Origin of the sequence: Flavobacterium cupreum, assembly GCF_003996965.1 — a bacterium.
Classification (GTDB): Bacteria; Bacteroidota; Bacteroidia; order Flavobacteriales; family Flavobacteriaceae; genus Flavobacterium; species Flavobacterium cupreum.
In genome coordinates, this window is record NZ_QWDM01000007.1 from 168,345 (window position 1) to 189,376 (window position 21,032).

At 36.3% G+C, this 21,032-nt stretch carries 19 protein-coding genes; 13 read left to right on the forward strand and 6 right to left on the reverse strand.

Annotated features, from left to right (window positions below; genetic code table 11):
- The first annotated feature begins 57 nt into the window (after positions 1-57).
- Together D0817_RS12600 and D0817_RS12605 are read left to right on the forward strand one after the other, a co-directional pair.
- Positions 58-909 carry an N-acetylglucosamine kinase gene (locus D0817_RS12600; RefSeq protein WP_127338726.1) on the forward strand — a complete coding sequence of 284 codons (852 nt, stop codon included), beginning with the start codon at positions 58-60 and terminating at the stop codon, positions 907-909.
- Positions 910-917: 8 nt separating this feature from the next.
- Entirely contained in the window at positions 918-1,292 is a 375-nt protein-coding gene (locus tag D0817_RS12605; protein ID WP_127338727.1) for a methylglyoxal synthase, read from the forward strand.
- A 143-nt stretch (positions 1,293-1,435) separates the two neighbouring features.
- On the opposite strand, the gene D0817_RS12610 is transcribed toward D0817_RS12605, so the two are convergent.
- Complete coding sequence (locus D0817_RS12610; protein ID WP_127338728.1) at positions 1,436-1,816, reverse strand: RidA family protein; 381 nt, start codon at positions 1,814-1,816, stop codon at positions 1,436-1,438.
- 86 nt (positions 1,817-1,902) lie between these two features.
- Positions 1,903-4,611, reverse strand: a complete 2,709-nt coding sequence (locus D0817_RS12615) for a putative LPS assembly protein LptD (protein WP_167470942.1) — start codon at positions 4,609-4,611, stop codon at positions 1,903-1,905.
- A gap of 82 nt (positions 4,612-4,693) precedes the next feature.
- Here D0817_RS12615 and D0817_RS12620 point away from each other — a divergent pair, with 82 nt between their 5' ends.
- The 8 genes from D0817_RS12620 to D0817_RS12655 all read left to right on the forward strand — a co-directional run bounded on the left by D0817_RS12620 (position 4,694) and on the right by D0817_RS12655 (position 12,162).
- Complete coding sequence (locus D0817_RS12620) at positions 4,694-5,821, forward strand: N-acetylmuramoyl-L-alanine amidase family protein (protein ID WP_127338730.1); 1,128 nt, start codon at positions 4,694-4,696, stop codon at positions 5,819-5,821.
- A gap of 51 nt (positions 5,822-5,872) precedes the next feature.
- The gene (locus tag D0817_RS12625; protein WP_127338731.1) at positions 5,873-6,838 is read left to right on the forward strand and encodes an MlaD family protein; all 966 of its coding nucleotides are present in this window, start codon (positions 5,873-5,875) and stop codon (positions 6,836-6,838) included.
- Between the two features lie 5 nt (positions 6,839-6,843).
- The gene (locus D0817_RS12630) at positions 6,844-8,181 is read left to right on the forward strand and encodes a 4Fe-4S dicluster domain-containing protein (RefSeq protein ID WP_127338732.1); all 1,338 of its coding nucleotides are present in this window, start codon (positions 6,844-6,846) and stop codon (positions 8,179-8,181) included.
- Positions 8,182-8,314: 133 nt separating this feature from the next.
- On the forward strand, positions 8,315-9,106 hold the full coding sequence (locus D0817_RS12635) for a (Fe-S)-binding protein (RefSeq protein WP_127338733.1): 792 nt from the start codon (positions 8,315-8,317) through the stop codon (positions 9,104-9,106).
- Between the two features lies 1 nt (position 9,107).
- Positions 9,108-9,704, forward strand: a complete 597-nt coding sequence (locus tag D0817_RS12640; protein ID WP_127338734.1) for a hypothetical protein — start codon at positions 9,108-9,110, stop codon at positions 9,702-9,704.
- Positions 9,705-9,770: 66 nt separating this feature from the next.
- A complete protein-coding gene (locus tag D0817_RS12645) occupies positions 9,771-10,253 on the forward strand; it encodes an ABC transporter ATPase (RefSeq protein WP_127338735.1) in 483 nt (160 codons plus the stop codon).
- Between the two features lie 326 nt (positions 10,254-10,579).
- The gene (gene bshA / locus D0817_RS12650) at positions 10,580-11,716 is read left to right on the forward strand and encodes an N-acetyl-alpha-D-glucosaminyl L-malate synthase BshA (RefSeq protein WP_127338736.1); all 1,137 of its coding nucleotides are present in this window, start codon (positions 10,580-10,582) and stop codon (positions 11,714-11,716) included.
- 23 nt (positions 11,717-11,739) lie between these two features.
- Positions 11,740-12,162: a protease complex subunit PrcB family protein gene (locus D0817_RS12655; RefSeq protein ID WP_127338737.1), complete on the forward strand. Its 423-nt coding sequence runs from the start codon at positions 11,740-11,742 to the stop codon at positions 12,160-12,162.
- A gap of 81 nt (positions 12,163-12,243) precedes the next feature.
- Here D0817_RS12655 and D0817_RS12660 read toward each other — a convergent pair whose 3' ends face one another.
- On the reverse strand, positions 12,244-12,741 hold the full coding sequence (locus D0817_RS12660; RefSeq protein ID WP_127338738.1) for a hypothetical protein: 498 nt from the start codon (positions 12,739-12,741) through the stop codon (positions 12,244-12,246).
- A gap of 118 nt (positions 12,742-12,859) precedes the next feature.
- The gene (locus D0817_RS12665; RefSeq protein WP_127338739.1) at positions 12,860-13,684 is read right to left on the reverse strand and encodes a UDP-2,3-diacylglucosamine diphosphatase; all 825 of its coding nucleotides are present in this window, start codon (positions 13,682-13,684) and stop codon (positions 12,860-12,862) included.
- Positions 13,685-13,872: 188 nt separating this feature from the next.
- Here D0817_RS12665 and aroC point away from each other — a divergent pair, with 188 nt between their 5' ends.
- The 3 genes from aroC to D0817_RS12680 all read left to right on the forward strand — a co-directional run bounded on the left by aroC (position 13,873) and on the right by D0817_RS12680 (position 18,586).
- The gene (gene aroC, locus D0817_RS12670) at positions 13,873-14,931 is read left to right on the forward strand and encodes a chorismate synthase (protein WP_127338740.1); all 1,059 of its coding nucleotides are present in this window, start codon (positions 13,873-13,875) and stop codon (positions 14,929-14,931) included.
- A 55-nt stretch (positions 14,932-14,986) separates the two neighbouring features.
- Complete coding sequence (locus D0817_RS12675; protein WP_127338741.1) at positions 14,987-16,267, forward strand: dicarboxylate/amino acid:cation symporter; 1,281 nt, start codon at positions 14,987-14,989, stop codon at positions 16,265-16,267.
- Between the two features lie 210 nt (positions 16,268-16,477).
- A complete protein-coding gene (locus D0817_RS12680; RefSeq protein WP_238160867.1) occupies positions 16,478-18,586 on the forward strand; it encodes a response regulator in 2,109 nt (702 codons plus the stop codon).
- On the opposite strand, the gene D0817_RS12685 is transcribed toward D0817_RS12680, so the two are convergent.
- Positions 18,583-19,833: a DEAD/DEAH box helicase gene (locus tag D0817_RS12685; protein WP_127338743.1), complete on the reverse strand. Its 1,251-nt coding sequence runs from the start codon at positions 19,831-19,833 to the stop codon at positions 18,583-18,585. The genes D0817_RS12680 and D0817_RS12685 overlap by 4 nt on opposite strands.
- A gap of 133 nt (positions 19,834-19,966) precedes the next feature.
- Positions 19,967-21,004, reverse strand: a complete 1,038-nt coding sequence (locus tag D0817_RS12690; protein WP_127338744.1) for a formimidoylglutamase — start codon at positions 21,002-21,004, stop codon at positions 19,967-19,969.
- Positions 21,005-21,032: the final 28 nt, after the last annotated feature.

The window sequence follows — 21,032 nt, forward strand, 5'->3', positions numbered from 1 at the left end:
TGTAAAAAATACACTTTTTATTTAGTTAAAGAAAAACTAATCCAAAAACTAAATAAAATGAAATTAATAGTTGATAGTGGATCTACTAAAGCCGATTGGATTGCAATTGATGATAATGGAAAAGTATTATTCACCACACAAACTTTAGGATTAAATCCTGAAATACTTGACGGTCCGGAAGTTATTACAAGAATAAGCGATCGTTTTGATATTTTACAAAATAAAAATAATGCAACACATTTGTTCTTCTACGGAGCAGGTTGCGGAACAGAAAGAATGCAAACCGAATTAGCGCGTATATTTCGCGAATTTTTTGTGAATGCAATTGTAGAAGTTCACGAAGACACTTATGCGGCAGTTTATGCTACGACTCCAAAAGGGGAAGAAGCGATTGTAAGTATCCTGGGAACAGGATCTAACTGCAGTTATTTTGATGGAAAAGTATTGCATCAGAAAGTACAATCGTTAGGCTATATTGCTATGGATGATTGCAGCGGGAATGTTTTCGGAAAAGAATTAATCAGAAAATATTATTTCAATAAAATGCCTAAAGAACTGGCAGTTGAATTTGAAAAAGAATATAATTTAGAGCCTGATTTTATCAAAAACAAATTATACAAAGAACCGAATCCAAATGCGTATCTGGCGACTTTTGCTAAGTTCTTAATCAAACATAAAGACACTGAGTTTTGTAGAAAAATCATCTTCAAAGGGATGAAATCTTTCGTTAAAAACTACATCAAACAATATGATAACTGCAAAGAAGTTCCAGTACATTTCGTGGGTTCTATTGCTTTTTATCTAAAAGACGAATTACAGGAAACATTTGATAAATACGAACTTCAGTTAGGGAATGTACTAAGAAGACCTATTGATGGATTAATTGCCTACCACGTAGCGAATCAATAGTATTGTTTATGGAAATAGCGATTATTGCACATGACGGGAAAAAAGCAGATATGGTTCAGTTTTTAAACAAAAACAAAACCCTCCTGCTGCAGGAAAATATCAAGCTGATTGCCACCGGTACAACGGGAAGCAAAGCGGTAAATGCAGGCTTTAAGGTACGAAAAATGCTTTCCGGTCCATTGGGCGGTGATGCTCAGATTGCTGCAAGAGTTGCTGAGGGCAAAACCAAGATGGTTTTCTTCTTTAAAGACCCGTTAGCAAGTCATGCCCATGAAGTTGATATTAATATGTTAATTCGTGTTTGCGATGTGCACAATGTACCATTGGCGACTAATGAAGCTTCTGCGCAATTGTTGCTCAATGCGATTACAATGCAATTATAAGAAGCTGTACTAGAAAAAACAGGGCAATTTTGCCAGTGGAAACCGTTTCATTTTGAAGCGGTTTTTTTATGCTTCTTTGTTTAAAATAATGTGCCGCTGTCAGCAAACAGACAGCGGCACATTTATTTATTATTTTAAAACTATTATTGTACGGCAATTACAGAAATTTCGACATTAACATTTTTTGGTAAGCAGGACACCTGAACGGTTTCGCGTGCCGGAGCGGTTTTTTCGTCAAAATAAGATCCGTAAATGGTATTTATAGCACCAAAATTATTCATGTCCATAATGAAAATAGTGGCTTTAACTACGTTTTCAAAAGTCATATCAGCTGCTTCTAAAATGGCAGCAATATTCTGCATTACCTGATGGGTTTCATCATTGATATTGTCTGTAATCAGTTCTCCTGAAGCAGGATTGATGGCAATCTGGCCGGAAGCATACAACGTATTTCCCGATAACACAGCCTGACTGTACGGACCGATAGGAGCCGGTGCTTTTTCAGTAAAAATTATTTTTTTCATAGTAATTGATTTTAAAGTCAGAATAGCGGTTTGTAGAATCTATTAGTGATTTACAGGGTAAGAAGAATACTCTAAAATTACGATTTTTATCTATTAATAGCGCTTCGTTTGTTCCATTTAATGTCACTAAGGACTCCTGATTTGATTCCGATAAAGAAATTCCAGTTGGAGTTTGTTCCAAGCGGACTCCAGTTAAAAGCCATTCTCCAGCTTAATAAATCTCTTTCAAAACGAAATTGGGTAAACGTGACCCCTTTTTGTACAAAGTCATAACCGGTAGAAACCCCGCCTTTCCATTTCGGCGTAATATCCATATTGGCAGATATCATAATCGAATTTCCTGTTATTTTACTCTCACGATTGATATTTGAATAGGTCAACGAGTATGCCATAGTCATATCCCAGGGGATTTTTGAATTAAAAAATTCAGTGATTACATTCTCGTCATCATCATTTTTATCATTGGCAAACTGGCTGTTCCGCGGATCATTTAAGTCTGTATTGGTACCAAATAAATCATCTTTACGGCCACCATTCCGCTCGCTTTGTTTGTTTTCTTCTTTTCCGCCTTTATTCGAGAACGAATAATTCATCGTTACATTGGCACTTGTTAGTCGGAATAAGCTTCCGCCATTGTCAATATTATAAGTGTTTATTCTCGTTCCGGAGTTATCAATCGCATACGGATCAAGTGTAGCTCCGAAGTTGACATTCATTTTATTGTCAAAAAATTGGGTTCCGCCACTTACAAGTACAGGCTGCCAGGCTAAAATCTGTTTTCCGTCAGCATTAAAATTATAACTGGTATTGAAATTCAGGTTGTTCAGCAGCATGATTTTTTTAGGTTCTGTCTTCGTACTGTCACTGTCTCTTACTTTAGCTTCAAAAGTATTGCTTAAAGAGAATCCTACGATATTAGAGTTCTCTTTACTCGGAGCACCATAAACTCCATTTTCAAAACGGGTATATGAATTCGTAATTCTTCCGGAAGCATCGACAGCGTAATTGTTGTAATATTTTTCAAAGCTTGGCGTATAGGCATACGTAATGGAAGGCCTCATGACGTGACGAATTGACTGTATTCTTTTGTTGTCACCAAAGTTAAAAGTTCCGTAAATGGTAGTTCCTAAATTTGTGCTGAAATTGTACGTCCTAAAAGCATCAAAACCGTTAACGGTCCTGTCGACCACCCTGCTTTGGTCCAGATCGTACGTTCTGTCTATTGTTTTGGTTACCCAGGTCTCCTGGTAATTGGTAGACGCCCCGGCGCTGAAATACTTGAATATCTTAAAGTTAGTGCTCAAGGGAATACTGTGCTGCATTCCGATTTGCGCATCTCTGAACATTTGTGGTTTGAAAAATAAAGAATCCGTTGTCACGATATTATTTTTACCACTCAGGTTGTATTGCAGGTTGATGTTTTTAATAAAACCTTTTTTAACACCGTCTTTTCCAACAAACGGATAGACACGATCAATACTGGCCTGCAAGGTTGGTAAGGTCATGTTGATTTGCTCTGTCTGTGTGTTTTGCGAATGTGTTGCTGTCAGGGAAATACGGGCCTGTGGAATCGTATTAAAGGTCTTGTTGTACGATATCGAAGAGCTTAAAGTGTTATTAAGATTGGAACCAACGTTAGCCTGATTGATGGATTGCTTAAAGTATTTACTGCTACCCATGTTTACAGAAGCAGAAAATGTTGAATTCGGGTTTGATTTGGTGTCTTTGGAGTGTGACCACTGAATGTTGTAAATGTTTTGTTTTGAGTAGTCAGGATAGCCTCTTTCGCTATTTATTAAATTCTCAAAACGGACATTGATATTCCCCCTGTACTTGTATCTTGTGGCATAAGCCGATTCAAAACGCATGGCGTAACTACCATTGGTATAGTAATCTCCGAGTACGGTTAAGTCGTAATTATCACTTAAAGCAAAATAATACCCCATATTCTGGAGTGAAAATCCACGGGTATTAGAGTCATTATAACTTGGTATGATAATCCCCGATACACTTTTTTCCTGACTCATCGGGAAATAGGCAAAAGGCAAAGCGATTGGAGTAGGAACATCGGCAATAACCATATTGGTTAAACCGGTTATCACTTTTTTTCCGGGAATGAACTTTACTTTATTGGTCTGGAAATAATATTCAGGATTGTCGATATCTTTAGAAGTGGTAAAACGAGCACCTTTCAAAAAGTAAACAGAGTCATTTTCTTTCTTGGTGATCGCGGCTTTTATCTTAAATTCACCTTGTTCTGTCCTTGAATTGTAGATTAAAGCTTTTTTGGTCTTAAAATTAAATCGGATAGAATCGGGCTGCACTTCACTTGCGCCCTGCTTAAAATTGGGATATTGGGTTAAAACTCCCGCAGAATCCCTTATCCTCCCGGCATACACTTCGTCTTTTTCGTAATCCAGTACAATAATACCTGATTTCAGTTCGACATCTTTATAGTAGAGTTCAGCTTCGTTGTAAAGAGTGATCGTTTTCTTCTTCTGATCAATTTTAGCATAGTCTTTGGCTACGTATCTTACCTTTCCGTCCAGAAATGTCTTCTTAGGCCTGACAGTATCTAATTTTATAGTATCAGTCGCTGTTATTTCAGGTTTTACAACCTTATCTGGTTGTTTTACAGCCGGTCGTGCCGTTTTTTTTGTTTTTATCTCTTGCGAATATAGATTACCACATCCTATTGTTAGGAAAAATGATATTAAAACGATATTAAATAAGTTTGTATGCAAAGGTTTAAATGCTATTTTTGTAAAAGTATGGCTTGTTTTTTGACGTGTCAAACTTACATATAATTTTTTGTCAAAAATAATCAATTATAAAAATTATAGCAGTTGGATTTTATTAAAATTAACTTTTAGATTTATGAATATACTTAACAAAACTAGACTAATATTTAGTTTTTTTCTAATGATAACGACTTTTTGTTCTTACAGTCAATCGAATGTCTTTAAAGTGACACTAGATGCGGGACATGGTGATCACGATTTTGGGGCAGTTTACAGTGGGAGGATTGAAAAAAATATTGCACTGGCGATTGTGTTAAAAATTGGAAAGATCTTAGAACAAAGCCCCAACGTTGATGTTATTTATACTCGTAAGACAGACGTTTTTATTGATCTTGTTGAAAGAGCCAATATCGCTAATAGGGCCAATTCTAATATTTTTGTTTCCATTCACTGTAATGCAAACAAAAATACGGCGGCAGACGGAACCGAAACGTATGTGATGGGTTTGAGTAAAGTTGCCTCGAATCTGGAAGCGGCAAAGAAAGAGAACTCCGTTATTACTTTAGAAAAAGATTATAAGCGTAAATACGAAGGTTATGATCCAAATTCTCCCGAATCAATGATCGGAATGACGCTTATGCAAGAAGAATATATGGATAATAGTATTTCACTGGCCAGTAAAATTGAGGATAATTTTGACAGATTAGGTAAAAAACTGCGTCAGGGTGGTGTAAAACAGGCGCCTTTTATGGTACTTCATAAAGCCTATATGCCAAGAGTTTTAGTAGAAACCGGATTTGTTTCGAATCCAACAGAAGGAAATATTTTAAATTCTGAAGAAGGACAAAATGACATTGCCAAAGCCATCGCTGAAGCTATCATAAGCTATAAGCGGGAATACTTTGGTTCCGGAATACCTGAAATTGCAGACCAAAGGCCGGCAAAAGATACTTCAACACCGGCAAAACAAAAAGTAGTTGAAGCTCCTGCTGCAGTAAAAAATGCGCCTAAAGGAACATTCTTTAAAGTGCAGCTGATCGCCAGTATCAAAAAAACGCCTTTAGAACCAAAAAACTTCAAGGGACTTAAAAATGTGACCATGTTATTTGAAAACAATATATATAAGTATTTCTATCAGGAAACTTCAAGTTACGAAATGGCACAAAAATATCTGCAAGAAGCTAAAGGTAAAGGGTATGGGGCCGCTTTTTTAATTGCATATAAAGACGGAGAAAAAATCAGTATTCAGGACGCAATTAAATAATAGTCCACAAGTTCGAATATTTATATTAATTTTGTACAAACACTTAGAATTTTGAAAATAACAAGAGAAATTAAAACGGCTATTTTAGTCATCGCGTCAATTTTACTATTTATTTGGGGCTATAGTTTTTTAAAAGGCAAAGACCTTTTTACGAATTACAAAACATTATATGTTGAATATGATAATGTGGAGGAATTATCAGCATCAGCACCTGTTACCTTAAACGGACTTATAGTGGGTAAGGTAACTAAAATTACAATCAATGAAACAACAGGTAAATTATTAGTTGAACTTCAGCTAAAAACCGATTTTCCTATTTCTAAAACCAGTCACGCAGCTTTATATTCACCAAGTTTAATTGGCGGAAAACAAATTAAAATTGTTCCTAATTTTGCTGATAAGGAATTAGCAGAGGATGGACAGGCGCTTATTCCTGCTGTCGAGTTGGGTTTAACGGAGTCTTTAGGAGGCAAGATTGAACCAATTCAGCTTAAACTGGAAAAAATGCTGGTAAGTATTGATGTTCTGGTTTCAGGACTGAATAATGTGCTGGACAAAAAAGGACAGGAAGATATCAAAAAAACGTTGGCGGAATTAAGCCAGACTATGGAGCAATTCCACAGGGCTTCCGGAACGCTTAACACTATTCTGGATACGAACAAAGGTCAGATTAACGGAGTTGTAACCAACTTTAATAAAATGTCCAGTAACTTCAATAAAATATCAGATTCTTTAAACAAAGCTGATTTAGGAAAAACAGTTCGAAATTTAAACCAGACTTTAGCTAAAGTAGATGGCATAATGAGTAACTTAAATTCAGGAAAAGGTACGGCCGGTAAATTATTAAACGATGATGCATTGTATAATAACCTGGCGAAAACTTCGAAAGAATTAGAGCTATTACTACAGGATGTCCGCCTTTATCCGACACGCTATGTGAATGTTTCTCTTTTTGGAAAGAAAAACAAACCGTACGTGGCACCAGCTGAAGACGCTAATTCAAATAGTAAAAAATAATAAATATGAGTTATTTAGATAATATTTTATTCGCCATACTTTTGGTAGTTGGTTTCGGTTTTTTTGCAACGAGCGTAAAAAAAATCATCCGAAACATTAACCTGGGAGTAGATGTAAATCGAAAAGATAATTCTAAAGCACGCTGGAAAAACATGGCTATGATTGCTCTTGGGCAGTCTAAAATGGTGAGACGCCCTGTTGCCGGAATACTTCATATTTTTGTATATGTGGGTTTTATAATTATTAATATAGAATTACTCGAAATCATCATTGATGGTTTGTTTGGTACCCATAGAATTTTTGCTCCTTACTTAGGAGTGGTTTATGACGTTTTAATTGCTTCATTTGAAATTTTAGCCCTTTTGGTTTTAGTGGCTGTAGTTACGTTCTGGATCAGAAGAAATATCATCAGACTGAAACGTTTTATAAATCCCGACCTAAACGGTTTCCCTAAAAGTGATGCCAATTACATCCTGTATTTTGAGATGGTTCTGATGACGCTGTTTTTATTGATGAATGCCTCTGACCTGCATTTGCAAAATGTTCCGGGAGGATTTTCACATTTTCATAAAGCAGGAAGTTTTCCGGTAAGTCAGTTTATAGCGCCGCTTTTTAACGGAATGTCGAATGAATTGGTGATGCTGTTGTCTGAAGTATTCTGGTGGCTTCATATTACGGGTATTTTGGTTTTTATGAACTATCTGTATTTTTCAAAACATTTACATATTCTTTTAGCATTTCCAAATACTTACTTTGCGAACCTGCAACCGGAAGGGCAGTTTGACAATTTAGCATCCGTTACCAAAGAAGTGAAGTTAATGATGGATCCAAATGCAGATCCTTTTGCTGCGGCTCCTGTTGACGAAAATGCTGCTCCGGCTAAATTTGGAGCAAGTGATGTCCAGGATTTAAACTGGGTTCAGCTGTTGAATGCGTATACCTGTACAGAATGTGGTCGTTGTACGTCCGCATGCCCTGCGAATCAGACCGGTAAAAAATTGTCTCCGCGTAAAATTATGATGGATACAAGGGATCGTCTGCAGGAAGTAGGAAAAAATATAGATGCCAACAAAGGTGTTTTTGTTCCGGATAACAAAACATTGCTGAACGATTATATTACACCGGAAGAATTATGGGCTTGTACCTCATGTAACGCCTGTGTAGAAGAGTGTCCGGTGAATATCAGTCCATTGTCTATTATTATGGACATGCGCCGTTATTTGGTAATGGAGCAAAGTGCTGCCCCGATGTCATTAAATGCCATGATGACCAATATTGAGAATAACGGAGCACCTTGGCAATACAATCAGCAGGACAGGCTGAACTGGAAAAACGAGAATTAAAATTGTTTAACTGGTTATTTGTTTAACCGTTTAACCGATAAAAAATATTTTAGGTTTTTAGTGGGTAATCATAAAGAAAGAGTTTTTACCGATTAACCAAATTGACGATGAACCGATTTAACAAAAAAATAAGATGTCAGAAAGTTTAATAGTTCCAACAATGGCAGAAATGCTAGCCGAAGGAAAACAGCCGGAAGTTCTGTTTTGGGTAGGTTGTGCAGGAAGTTTTGATGATAGAGCAAAGAAAATTACAAAAGCGTTTGTGCGTATTTTAAACCGTACAAATGTTTCTTTTGCAGTACTTGGTACAGAAGAGAGTTGTACCGGAGATCCTGCAAAACGTGCCGGAAATGAGTTTTTGTTTCAAATGCAGGCCATGATGAATATTGAGGTCCTGAATGCTTATGAAGCCAAGAAAATAGTGACGGCTTGTCCGCATTGTTTTAACACCTTAAAAAATGAATATCCTGAATTGGGTGGGCACTATGAGGTCATTCATCACACAGAATTCCTGAAATCACTAATCGATGATGGAAGACTAACTGTTGAAGGCGGACAATTTAAAGGAAAGAAAATTACTTTTCACGATCCTTGTTATTTAGGAAGAGCCAATAAAGTATACGAAGCCCCAAGAGATTTAATTCAGAAATTAGACGTTGAATTAGTTGAAATGAAGCGTTCCAAATCAAATGGGTTATGTTGTGGAGCCGGTGGTGCACAAATGTTTAAAGATGCTGAACCGGGAAACAAGGAAGTAAACGTATTGCGTACCGAAGACGCGTTGGAAGTTCAGCCTGATATTATTGCAGCGGGTTGCCCGTTTTGTAATACAATGCTGACTGATGGAATTAAACATAAGGAAAAAGAAGGGCAGGTTAAAGTAATGGACATTGCAGAGTTAATTGCAAACGCGCAGGATTTATAATATGAAGAAAATATTTTTGTTAGTTGTTTTGTTTTGTAGTGTTGCAGCACATTCTCAGGATGTTTTAGAGACTATTGCAAAAGAAACGTGCAGCTGCTTAGAGGCAAAAAAAACAAAAGAGCCCAATTTATCTGATGCAGATTTTAAAACTGAAGTCGGGGTATGTATGATCAAAAGTTATTCCGATCATATGTCAGAATTTAAACCTTCAGAGAAAGTAAATTTTGATGATGAAGAAGGAATGGGCAAATTGGGAGAAGGTGTAGCTTTAAAAATGTTGCAATTTTGTCCTGACATAATTATGGAGTTCGGAAGAGCTGCTAAAGATGAAGATGTTAAGAAAGAAGATCCTTCTCTTTCCGGAGAAGTAACTGATATTAAATGGGACCAGTTTGTAACTTTACAACTAAAGGATCAAACAGGTAGAAATTATAATCTTCTTTTACTGGATTCTTTTGATACCGCTTCGTTGTTGACTAATAATGAAATAAAGAAAAAAGATAAACTTAAAGTAAGTTATACTGAAATAGAATTATTTGATGCGAAAGCTAAAGAATTTAGATATTTCAAGGTTCTGACTAAATTAGAAAGACAGTAATAGGTTTTAAATTAAACCTTAAGCTTTCAGAAATCTAAAATCCAATAATCTAAATCTAAAATTAATATGTATATCCCTTTTGAAAATTTACCTGGTGAATCCAGAATTTGGATTTATCAATCAAACAGAAAATTTTCTGATGAGGAATTTTCTGAAATAGAGTCCGACCTGAAAACTTTTGTGGAAGGCTGGGCCGCACACGGAACAAGTCTTGAGGCTTCCTATGAACTGAAATACAACCGATTTATAATTCTGGCTGTTAATCAGGAAGTACAGGCTGCTACGGGATGTTCTATCGATAGTTCTGTTGAATTTATTCAGGCATTAGAGAAAAAATATAATGTTGATCTGTTAGATAAAATGAACGTTACTTTTAAACTTGGTGAGCATATTGCACACAAGCCTTTAATCGATTTCAAGAAAATGGTGAAAGATAAATCAGTATCTGAAAATACCATTGTTTTCAATAACCTTGTAAACAACATCGAAGAGTACAACGAATCCTGGGAAGTTCCTGCTGCCGATAGCTGGCACAGTCGTTTTTTCTAAGAAATAATTATAATAAACAGAAAAGGCATGAAATCTAGATTTCGTGCTTTTTTTTTGTTTTAATTTGTTTCAGGTTTCATGTTTTGGAAAACTGAAACCTGACGGGTTTTTAAAACCCGTCAGGTTTTAACAAAATCCAAAATCCAAAATCCAAAATCCAAAATCCAAAATCCAAAATCCAAAATCCAAAATCCAAAATCCAAAATCCAAAATCCAAAATCCAAAAATCTAATAATCTGACAAAACCATTATTCACAAAAATCTAACAATTGAAAACTCCAATTAAACGCTATTTTTAAGTACTTTCGTAGTATTAAATTTAATACATGAAAATAGCAATAGTTTGTTATCCGACTTTTGGCGGTAGTGGGGTAGTAGCCACTGAGTTAGGTCTTGAATTAGCCAGACGCGGACACGAAATACACTTTATTACATACAGTCAGCCCGTTAGGCTGGCACTTCTGAATCCAAATGTACATTATCACGAAGTAAACGTTCCTGAATATCCTCTTTTTCACTATCAGCCTTATGAGCTGGCTTTGTCAAGCAAATTGGTTGATATGGTGAAATTATACAAGATTGAAGTGCTTCACGTTCATTATGCGATTCCACACGCTTATGCAGGTTATATGGCAAAGCAAATGCTGAAAAATGAAGGCATTAATCTGCCCATGATTACAACGCTTCACGGAACAGATATTACTTTAGTAGGGAATCATCCTTTCTATAAACCGGCTGTAACTTTCAGTATCAATAAATCAGATTATGTGACTTCGGTTTCGCAGAGCCTGAAAGACGATACTTTGAAATTATTCAAAATAAAGAATAAAATCAGGGTAATTCCGAATTTTATTGAACTTGATAAAATGGTAAAAGACCCGCTGGCAACTTGTCACCGTTATGTGATGGCAAAGGAAAATGAGCGCATTATCACTCACATCAGTAACTTCAGAAAGGTGAAGCGTATTCCGGATATCATCAAGATTTTTTATAATATCCAGAAAGAAATACCGGCAAAATTAATGATGGTTGGTGACGGTCCCGAAAAAGAAAAAGCAGAGATCCTATGTCAGGAATTAGGTATTCTTGATAAAGTGATTTTCTTTGGAAACAGTAATGAGATTGACAAAATCTTATGCATGACCGACTTGTTTTTACTTCCGTCGGAAACGGAGAGTTTTGGTCTGGCAGCTTTGGAAGCAATGTCCTGTGGTGTTCCGGTAATATCAAGTAATTCAGGTGGTTTGCCAGAGGTGAATTTCGATGGTTTTTCAGGTTATTTGAGTAATGTGGGAAATGTAGAGGAAATGGCTGCAAATGCGCTGAAAATCTTAAAAGAAGATGCCGTTTTAAATCAGTTTAAAGCTAATGCACTGGAAGTAGCCAGAAAATTCGATATCAAAAATATATTACCGAAATATGAAGCTTTGTACCAAAGAGCGATAGACGATTATAAAAATTAACATTCATCTTAAAATAAGCGTAAATGAAAAAAGTAATTTCAGTTTTAGCCGTTTTTGCACTGGTTTCGTGTGGAGTACAGAAAACATCGGACTCAAAAGCTCTTTATGAGATTTTAACGGAACAGTCTGACGGAGGTGGAAATATCAGGTTCTTTGAAATTCTGACCGAGCCAAATGAAATCAAAATGCTGGAAAATGATCCGCTTCTAAAAGATAAAATGAAACAGGATGATATCACCAATTCAAATTATGTGATCCTGAATATGGGTGAAAAGAATACCGGTGGTTATTCGATAGGAATTGAAAAAGTTGAAGAAACCGATAAAAACATCATCATTACGGTAAAAGAGGTTAATCCTGCTCCGGATTCGATGACTATGCAGGTGATTACTTATCCTTACACAGTAGTGAAAATCCGCTCCAAAAAGGAGATAATTATCAAATAGATTTCACTTACTTTTCATCATAAAAAAAACCTGTCGCTATAAACGACAGGTTTCTTTTTACAATTATTTTTTAGTTTTTATTTAGAATCTGAATTTAACTCCTAAACCAACGTCAAATCCAAAATTGTCATCATCATAGTATCCGGAACCAATTTCAGGTCTTGCATCTAGTGACAGGGTAATAGGCACCTCTTTAAATCTATATTCAATACCGATATCTCCTGCAGCAAAAACATAAGTTCCGCTATCATTGTATCGTTCATTGTTGAAACGGTAATCGTAATCCCAGGCAGCTATACCTCCACCGACACCAGCGTACCAGTTGAAACCACCATCGATATTCCATACCCATTGGTAAAGTGCAACACCTTTAATAGCGTCTACGTCATGGCTGTTTCTCCATCCTAAATCAAACTCTAACCTGTTTTTTTGATTTAATCCTAGTTGATATGATACTTCACCTCCAAATCCGTTATTGTCTCCAAAACGTATTCCTAAAGCATTTTTAGAAATTTCTTGTGATTGTGCCGTAAAAGCTAAACCTAATAGCATAATGGCAGATAAAATAATTTTTTTCATAATGTGGTATTAATTTTTTTCAAACTTACAATTACTGTAAAAACCAAAACGTATAAAATTATTTTAAATTGTTACATAATTCACATTTGGTGAATTTCTGCCACTACCGGAGGATCTGCTATTTGTTCTTCAGGATAGAAGTTATAAGATGATTGCTTAAGATATCTTCCATTTCGAAGAGGTTTTCTTCTTCCGTAAAATTCGACTGCGAATAAGAAAATAGTTTCCAGCGTTTTTTGTGATACTCTAAAGCTGTTAAGTTTTCCACCCAGTCCCCCGAGTTAAGATATAGGGTAGATCCGTACTTGTTTTCTTTTTGAATGATTTTTGGCTCGTGAATATGACCACAAATTACATAATCGTATTTTTTTTCTATCGCCAGATCAGTTGCAGTAGTTTCGAAATCAGAAATAAACTTTACCGCCTTTTTTACACTTGCTTTTATTCTTTTGGAGAAAGAGTAAGGTTCTCTTCCCAACTTGGATAAAAACCAGTTCATCAGACGGTTCAGGAGAATCAGATAATCATATCCTAAACCTCCCAGTTTGGCAATCCATTTTGAATGTTGTACGGAAGCATCAAAAACATCCCCGTGAAAAATCCAGGCCTTTTTATCATCAAGTTCCAGAATTAATTTATCGACTAAAGCAAAATTCCCCATGTTCATGTCGCTGAACTTTCTGAGAATTTCGTCATGGTTTCCGGTGATATAATACACTTTTGTTCCCTTGGAAGCCATTCCGATTATTTTCTGAATGACCCTTAAGTGATTTTTCGGGAAATAGGATTTTCTAAATTGCCAGGCGTCTATAATGTCACCATTTAAGACTAATGTTTTTGGTTTTATACTTGATAAATAGTTGTTTAGTTCTTTGGCGTGACTGCCATATGTCCCTAAATGGACATCTGAAATAATGACCAGTTCAACATTTCTTTTTTTCAATTTTTCCTGATTTGAAGTTTAGCAAATAAAAGAATCTTAATCGTATTATATTTTATGAAAAGGTTATCAAATCGGCCACAATTTTAATAAATTGTGATTTTTAGGCAATTTAATCTTTACTTAATATTACCAATTTTAAATTTTTTAATTTAATTCATAAAACTTACATTTGCTCAAAACAATTTACAATGGCAGGAAATAGCTACGGCACCTTATATAAAGTTACAACATTTGGAGAATCCCACGGTGAAGCTTTGGGCGGAATTATTGACGGTTGCCCATCCGGAATAGAACTTGATCTGGAAGCAATTGAAGTGGAAATGTCCCGCAGAAAACCAGGACAGTCCGCAATTGTAACCCAAAGAAAAGAACCGGACAGCGTTCAGTTTTTATCGGGAATATTTGAAGGTAAAACCACCGGAACACCAATTGGTTTTATTATCCCGAATACGAATCAGAAATCAGATGATTACTCCCATATAAAAGACAACTACAGACCAAGCCACGCTGATTATGTATACGATCAGAAATACGGTTTTCGCGATTACCGCGGAGGCGGAAGAAGTTCTGCGCGTGAAACTGCCAGCAGGGTAGTGGCAGGTGCTATTGCGAAACAAATGCTGCCTGAAATCAAGATTAATGCCTATGTTTCTTCTGTAGGGCCAATCCATTTAGATACACCCTATCAGGAACTGGATTTTTCTAAAACAGAAAGTAATCCGGTACGCTGTCCTGATGAAAAGTCGGCAGCAATAATGGAAGAATATATTCGTGATATCCGCAAACAGGGAGATACCGTTGGAGGAATCGTTTCCTGTGTGATTCAGAATGTTCCGGTAGGTCTTGGAGAGCCTGTCTTCGATAAATTGCATGCCGAGTTAGGAAAAGCGATGCTTTCTATCAATGCCGTAAAAGGTTTTGAATACGGCAGCGGTTTTGCAGGGTCTGAAATGAAAGGAAGTCAGCATAACGATTTGTACAATCCTGACGGAACGACCAAAACAAATCTCTCCGGAGGAATTCAGGGTGGCATAAGCAATGGTATGGATATCTATTTCAGGGTAGCCTTTAAACCTGTTGCAACGATCATGCAGACCCAGGATTCATTAGATAATAAAGGAAATATTACACCAATGACCGGAAAAGGACGTCATGATCCGTGTGTAGTACCTCGCGCAGTGCCAATTGTTGAAGCAATGGCAGCGATTGTTCTGGCTGATTTTTATTTAATCAACAAAACATATTAATAAATTGTAAGGCAGTGAGGGTCTTATATTTTAATTATAAACAAAAAACAAATTAATGCAAATTACAGAAACCAAAAAAAAATCATTTCTTTCAGGATTAACAGGGCAGATTTTAATTGCCATGGTTCTTGGGGCAATTTTAGGAATTATATTGCACAATTCGATTTCGCCTGAGGCTGCGCAATCTTTCAGCAATAAAATAAAAATGCTGGCCACCATTTTTATCAGACTGGTACAAATGATTATTTCTCCTTTAGTTTTTACTACGCTTGTCGTAGGAATTGCTAAGCTGGGAGATATAAAAGCGGTGGGAAGAATTGGAGGAAAAGCTTTAGGCTGGTTTTTTACAGCTTCTTTTATTTCATTGTTGATCGGATTATTCTATGTTAATCTTTTAGAGCCGGGAGTGGGTTTGAAATTAGCACATGTTGATATTGCTACAGCCTCAGAAGTAACGGCTAAAACAAAATCAATTTCTTTTGAAAACTTTGTGGAACATATTGTTCCTAAAAGTATTATTGAGGCTATGGCAACCAACGAAATTTTGCAGATTGTAATATTCTCCATCTTTTTCGGACTGGCCGCTGCATCCCTGGGAAGTACGGTAAAACCGGTTATCAATGCGCTGGATAAGACTTCTCATATTGTTTTAAAAATGGTAAATTATGTAATGAAATTTGCTCCGATCGGGGTTTTTGGTGCCATTGCAGGTGTATTTGCTATCCGGGACTTCCAGGAACTGGCGATTACATATTTTAAATTTTTCGGATCATTCCTGATTGGTATAAGCACTTTATGGGTTGTTTTGATCGTAGTAGGTTTTATTTTCCTGAAAGGAAGAATGACAGAATTGTTAAGACGTATTATTGGACCATTGGTGATTGCCTTCGGGACAACAAGCAGTGAAGCGGTTTTTCCTAAACTGACAGAGGAATTAGAAGATTTTGGTGTACAAAACAGAATTGTATCCTTTATGCTGCCACTGGGCTATTCGTTTAATCTTGACGGAAGTATGATGTACATGACTTTTGCCAGTATTTTTATTGCACAGGCATATGGTGTGCATCTGGATTTAGGGACACAAATGGTAATGCTTCTGGTTTTAATGCTTACCAGTAAAGGAATCGCCGGAGTACCCAGAGCCAGTCTGGTAGTAGTTGCGGCAACCTGTGGGATGTTTGATATTCCTGTTGAAGGAATTGCACTGATATTGCCAATTGATCATTTTTGTGATATGTTCAGGAGTGCGACCAATGTTTTAGGAAATGCTTTGGCAACATCTGTTGTGGGACAATGGGAAAATGATAAAGGAGCGGATATTGTTTTAGAAGAATAAAAAGATTTTTTTTTCCGAAAGAAAAATCTTTACAATTATAAAGGCCAGAAATAAAGAAAAGCTGTATTTTTATGTGAAATACAGCTTTTCTTTATTTTTAGATGTATATTTGATCAAATTAGCCGATTCATGCCCCCAATGCGGATTTTTTTATTTCTTTTCCTGTTTCTGAATTGTTTAGATAATTCAGTATACGCGCAATCTGAACATTTGTCAGAACATAAAATCAATAAACTTGTTTTGGAAGCACTTTCGAACTTCCGCGAGTCCAACTTCGAAAAATCATTAATTATTTCCAGAGTTGCCCTAAATCATGCCACTCATAATAAAAATAATTATTTAATTGCCCGTTCTTATAATATCATTGCTGCCAATTACAGCGAACTGGTGGAATTTGACAAAGCCGTTTTCTTCTATAAAAGAAGTTTGTTTTATGCCAACAAAGCAAACAATGACAGTATTAAGAATATGCTGTACAATAACTTAGGTAATATTTATTGTTTCGAAAAAAAACAGTACAGGGTAGGAATTGATTTTTATAAAAAATCAATCGAACTCAGTTCTAAGATAAAAGACTCCACCCAGATTTATTTTACGAATGTCAATATAGCATGGTCTTATTTTGATATTGGGCAGTTTACTAAAGGATATCCTTACCTGAAATTCATTAACGCCCATCAGGCAAAATTCCAGGATGATAATACGGTTGTAATTGCCAATATGCTCAATGGTATGTATTGCAGTTATAAAGGGGATAACCTTAAAGCGGATTACTATTTTAAAAAAGCAGTAAGGCTGGGGAAAACCTATATTGAAAAATCGGATCTGGCCTATGCGCATCTTGAGTATTCAAAATTTCTGAATAGAATTAAAAAGGATAATGAGGCTTACCTCAATTTAAAGGATTATAATAAAATTACGGAACAAATTTACAATGACGAAAAACTTAAGAAAGCCTCTATTGCAGGCTTTAACCTTGAGTTAGATGAATATAAAAGACAAATCGATAAAATTGAGGATGAAAAGGATTCACAGTATCAAAGTCTTAAAAAGTCCCGGATCATTGTTATTTTATTTGTAGTAATTTCATTTATACTTTTGTTATTAATAATCACTTTGATCGCCAACATCCGATTTAAAAAGAAACACAATTTAGAGCTGGTAAAAGCCAAAGAAATAGCAGAAGAAGCCTCATTGCTCAAAACCCAGTTTATTTCGACTATAAGCCATGAATTGCGTACTCCTTTGTACGGTGTGGTCGGAATTACGAATATGCTGCTTGAAGAACATAAGGAATTGTCCAGCAGCCAGCATCTGAGTTCTCTAAAATTTTCTGCAAGATATTTACTGTCGCTGGTAAATGATATTCTTCAAATTAATAAAATTGAAGAAAATAAAGTCGTATTGGAAAGTCTGACCTTCAATATTTCAGATGAAATTTCGATGATCAAAAATTCACTTTCTTTCCTGTCGCAGAAAAACAACAATAAAATTTCAATAGATATAGATCCTGAAATCCCCGAATATTTAATCGGTGACAAACTCAGGCTCGCGCAAATCCTGATGAACTTGGTCAGCAATGCGCTGAAATTCACCAAAGATGGCGAGGTTGAAATTATTATCGATCTTGTTAAAGTAGAAGGAAAACTACACTTTTTGGAATTTCAGATCCAGGATAACGGAGTTGGAATTGCAGCAGTAGATCAGACTAAAATTTTCGAAAAATTTGTTCAGGTCGGCAGGAAAGATGAAGATTATCAGGGTACGGGACTAGGCTTGAGTATTGTAAAAAGGTTATTAGGGCTTTTCAATACCACGATTAATCTGAAAAGTGATCTCGGGCAGGGAACGCTGTTTACGTTTACCATTCCTTTTGAGCACGATCCGGAAAAAACAAAACGAATCATTGATGAGATTCAGGTAGACCTGACCTCAAATGAAGTGTTTAAGATTTTGATTGTGGAGGATAATGTTATAAATCAGCTGGTGACCAAGAAAATAATTGAAAAAAACAATTACATCTGCAAAGTGGTTGATGATGGTTTTAGTGCTATAGAATTACTCGAGAATGAGTTTTTTGATCTTATTCTGATGGATATTAATATGCCGCTGATGAACGGATTTGAAACCACGAAAAGAATACGTCAGCTGGGTATAAAAACGCCAATTGTTGCCCTGACGGCTTTTGATAAAGATGAAATTACGGATGAAGCTATTTCATCAGGAATGAATGATATTATTATTAAGCCGTTTGAACCGGTTACACTGTTTAAAATAATCAATTACTTAATATGTGAAACAAAAAACGTTGGTTGTTAATACCAACGTTTTTTATTTTGCTTAGAAGCATTTGATTTTCTGGATTTATGGGCACCACCGCTTCGGTTTGAATTTTTAGGTTTTTCCTCCGTTGCGTCCGGAGCTCCGGAATGCCACTGATACGGATGATCGGTGATGATTTTTACATCTACTTTTATTAGCTTCTGAATATCTTTCCAGTACGGTTCCTCATCTTTACTGCAAAATGAAATCGCTATTCCGCCATTTCCTGCACGTCCCGTTCTTCCAATTCGGTGTACATAGGTCTCAGGGATATTAGGAAGATCAAAGTTGATTACAAAAGGCAGCTGGTCGATGTCAATTCCTCTCGCTGCAATATCTGTTGCCACAAGAACACCAACTTCTTTATTTTTGAACGCATCCAGCACACGCTGTCTTGCATTTTGGGATTTATCGCCGTGAATGGCTTCCGCGGGAATCTCTTTTTTGCGTAACGCTTTTACCACATTATCAGCACCGTGTTTGGTTCTTGAAAAAACCAGCACGTTAGATAAGTCTTCATTTTTTATTAAATGATACAGTAAATTTCTTTTTTCTGTCTTCTCTACGAAGTAAACACGCTGTTCTACATTTTCAGCAGTTGACGAAACAGGCGAAACTTCTACTTTTGCAGGATCCTGCAAAAACATTTCTGCCAGTTCGCGAATGGCAATAGGCATAGTAGCGGAGAACAATAAAGTCTGACGGTTTTTTGGCGTAAGCTTTACGATCTTCTTTACGTCGTTTATAAACCCCATGTCCAGCATCTGGTCTGCCTCATCCAAAACCAAAGTATGAAGATGATCCAGGTCGAGAAATCCCTGCTTTTGCAAATCAAGTAATCTTCCCGGAGTGGCCACCAGAATATCGATTCCCTGTTTTAAGGTATCCACCTGTGGATTTTGTGAAACCCCTCCAAAAATGGTTAATTGTGTCAGGTTGGTATATTTGGCATACGTCTCAAAACTTTGCCCAATCTGAACCGCCAGTTCACGTGTCGGAGTAACTATAAGGGCACGAATTACTTTGGCTTTTTTAGAAGAGCCAACAATTCGGTGCAACTGATGTATGATAGGAATAGCAAATGCAGCTGTTTTTCCCGTACCTGTCTGCGCACAGCCAATTAAATCCCTGCCCGCCAAAACAATCGGAATAGATTGTTCCTGAATAGGAGTAGGGTTTAGGTAGCCTTCTTCAAATACGGCTTTTTGTATACTTTTTGAAAGTGATAAATCTTCGAATAACATATCTTAGGTATTAATATTTTAGTTTTAAGTACTAAAATTCTGTGCAAAGATAGCTTTATTCAGTCAATCGTCTGTTTGAATCCGGTTTTATTTGGCAAATGGACTAATTTTCAGCAGCTGTAATTTCTCTGGACTAAATTTTTTCGTTGTTGGCTTTAATGAAATCTGTTATTAAATAGCCAATTAATTTCCCAATTAAATGATTGTTTGGCGATTGGTCCAAGTCCGGTGCTCCTTCACAAATATGCAGATAAGTAGCGTTTTTATGCTCTCCGAAAAAGGAAACAAACTGGCGCAATTCTTCTATCGAAAACCCGCTGATCGTCATCGCGCTGCTGGCGATATTAGGTATGGCATCCAGATCAATTTCAATTCCAAATGAATCTGATTTTATAAAATCTAATGCATAAATCATCTCTTTATAAAATTCTTTTTCTTTTCGAATGTTTACGCTGTCGTAGGTATTATAGCGAACGCGGTCTTCGATTTTTTTTATGATGTCCAGTACGCTTTTTGAAGTATAATTTTCGTGTAAACCAAAAATGAAATATTTTTTCAGGAAACCTTGTTCGTACGCGTACGAGAATCCGTTACCACTATGACGGCCTTCAAGGATTCTGAAGTCAGAGTGCGCATCAAAATTAATGGCGTTGACCGGTTTTCCTTTGGCAAGCGCAGAACCTTTTATATTTCCGTAGGCATTGTTATGGCCTCCTCCAATGATGATAGGTGTTTTTCCGGCTTTGACAATATTAAAGATGATATGCGAAACTTCTTTATCGATTTTTTCAACCAGCTGACTTAATTTCGAACGGTCATCAATATCATTAAAGTCAAGATTTTCTACTTCACGCATTTCTTCAGAAACATTGATCTGTCCGAGAACAATGATCTGACTTCCTTTTGCAAAGCGGTTGTGCTGAATGTTAGCAATGCTTTTTATGGCACTTTCCCAGGCTGATGCTGTACCGGGTCTTCCGTAATTAGCACGCACACCAATATCTTCCGGAATTCCCAAAAGAACATATTTAGCTTCACTTTCTTTCAGGAATTCGATTTTATCCACTCCTTTAGGAACGATAATCATCTTTTCTCCGAACTTTATTTCACCACTTCGGTGATTTGTGACTTTTGCTAAATCATTAATAGTAAAAGGAATTAATTTATCCATAAAAAAAAATTATTGTCCAAAAATAATA

Bases quoted from the DNA above. Each gene is read 5' to 3' on its own strand.
- D0817_RS12610 (WP_127338728.1), bottom strand. From the start codon at position 1,816: ATGAAAAAAATAATTTTTACTGAAAAAGCACCGGCTCCTATCGGTCCG.
- D0817_RS12685 (WP_127338743.1), bottom strand. From the start codon at position 19,833: ATGTTATTCGAAGATTTATCACTTTCAAAAAGTATACAAAAAGCCGTA.
- D0817_RS12630 (WP_127338732.1), top strand. From the start codon at position 6,844: ATGAGTTATTTAGATAATATTTTATTCGCCATACTTTTGGTAGTTGGT.
- D0817_RS12635 (WP_127338733.1), top strand. From the start codon at position 8,315: ATGTCAGAAAGTTTAATAGTTCCAACAATGGCAGAAATGCTAGCCGAA.
- D0817_RS12690 (WP_127338744.1), bottom strand. From the start codon at position 21,004: ATGGATAAATTAATTCCTTTTACTATTAATGATTTAGCAAAAGTCACA.
- D0817_RS12660 (WP_127338738.1), bottom strand. From the start codon at position 12,741: ATGAAAAAAATTATTTTATCTGCCATTATGCTATTAGGTTTAGCTTTT.
- D0817_RS12600 (WP_127338726.1), top strand. From the start codon at position 58: ATGAAATTAATAGTTGATAGTGGATCTACTAAAGCCGATTGGATTGCA.
- aroC (WP_127338740.1), top strand. From the start codon at position 13,873: ATGGCAGGAAATAGCTACGGCACCTTATATAAAGTTACAACATTTGGA.
- D0817_RS12640 (WP_127338734.1), top strand. From the start codon at position 9,108: ATGAAGAAAATATTTTTGTTAGTTGTTTTGTTTTGTAGTGTTGCAGCA.
- D0817_RS12620 (WP_127338730.1), top strand. From the start codon at position 4,694: ATGAATATACTTAACAAAACTAGACTAATATTTAGTTTTTTTCTAATG.
- D0817_RS12645 (WP_127338735.1), top strand. From the start codon at position 9,771: ATGTATATCCCTTTTGAAAATTTACCTGGTGAATCCAGAATTTGGATT.
- D0817_RS12675 (WP_127338741.1), top strand. From the start codon at position 14,987: ATGCAAATTACAGAAACCAAAAAAAAATCATTTCTTTCAGGATTAACA.
- D0817_RS12655 (WP_127338737.1), top strand. From the start codon at position 11,740: ATGAAAAAAGTAATTTCAGTTTTAGCCGTTTTTGCACTGGTTTCGTGT.
- bshA (WP_127338736.1), top strand. From the start codon at position 10,580: ATGAAAATAGCAATAGTTTGTTATCCGACTTTTGGCGGTAGTGGGGTA.
- D0817_RS12605 (WP_127338727.1), top strand. From the start codon at position 918: ATGGAAATAGCGATTATTGCACATGACGGGAAAAAAGCAGATATGGTT.